This window comes from Vibrio sp. 811, from assembly GCF_033339195.1.
This window is the reverse complement of record NZ_JAWOUB010000603.1, coordinates 1-605: the sequence shown is the minus strand read 5'-3', so window position 1 is coordinate 605 and position 605 is coordinate 1. Positions and strand designations below refer to the sequence as shown.

Genomic DNA, 605 nt, shown 5'->3' with positions numbered 1-605 from the left:
GGCTTATCCCTTATTGTTGTAGTGCGACCGTAAGGTTAATATCCTTCAGCCTTTGGTTAACTGTTGAATCGGTTGACATCGGGAAACTTGGTACTTGTGCAATTGCACTCTTTGCAGCAGCACATACCCTAGAGTCACCAGAAAGCACGTTAACTGACGAAACAATCATGTCAGTTCCCGTAGGAATCAGCTTAATGTTAACTCTACACTCCTTTCCCAATAGGTAGTCATCCTTTAGCAATCGGCTTTGAATAAGCTGAATATAGATTGAACTGTAGCGGGAAACCTCATCAGCCACAAATTTCCCCTGAGCCTGTTGGTTTGCACTCGCTTCACTTTCTAGGCCAGCAAAAATATCATCAAGTGCGGCTTCTTGCTCTTTACGCTCACGTTCAAGGCGCTCTTTTTCTTTACGCGCTTTTTCCGCAGCTTCTTTTGCCGCTTTTTCTTTCGCAATGCGTTCTTGTTCAGCTTTTTGAGCCGCCTCGCGTTCACGTTTTGCCTTTTCTTCCGCTTCTTTTGCCGCCTTCTCGCGAGCTACTCTCTCTTGTTCCGCTTTAGCAATCGCCGCTTAGATCGGAAAAGCACACGTCTGAAAGAGTGTA

Annotated in this window: 1 pseudogene; it reads right to left on the bottom strand. The window is 45.8% G+C overall.

Going from position 1 to position 605, the window contains the following annotated elements:
* Positions 1-10 precede the first annotated feature (10 nt).
* Positions 11-571, bottom strand: a pseudogene (gene tolA / locus R7Q46_RS28340) (cell envelope integrity protein TolA); the annotation flags it as partial.
* Between the last annotated feature and the right edge of the window lie 34 nt (positions 572-605).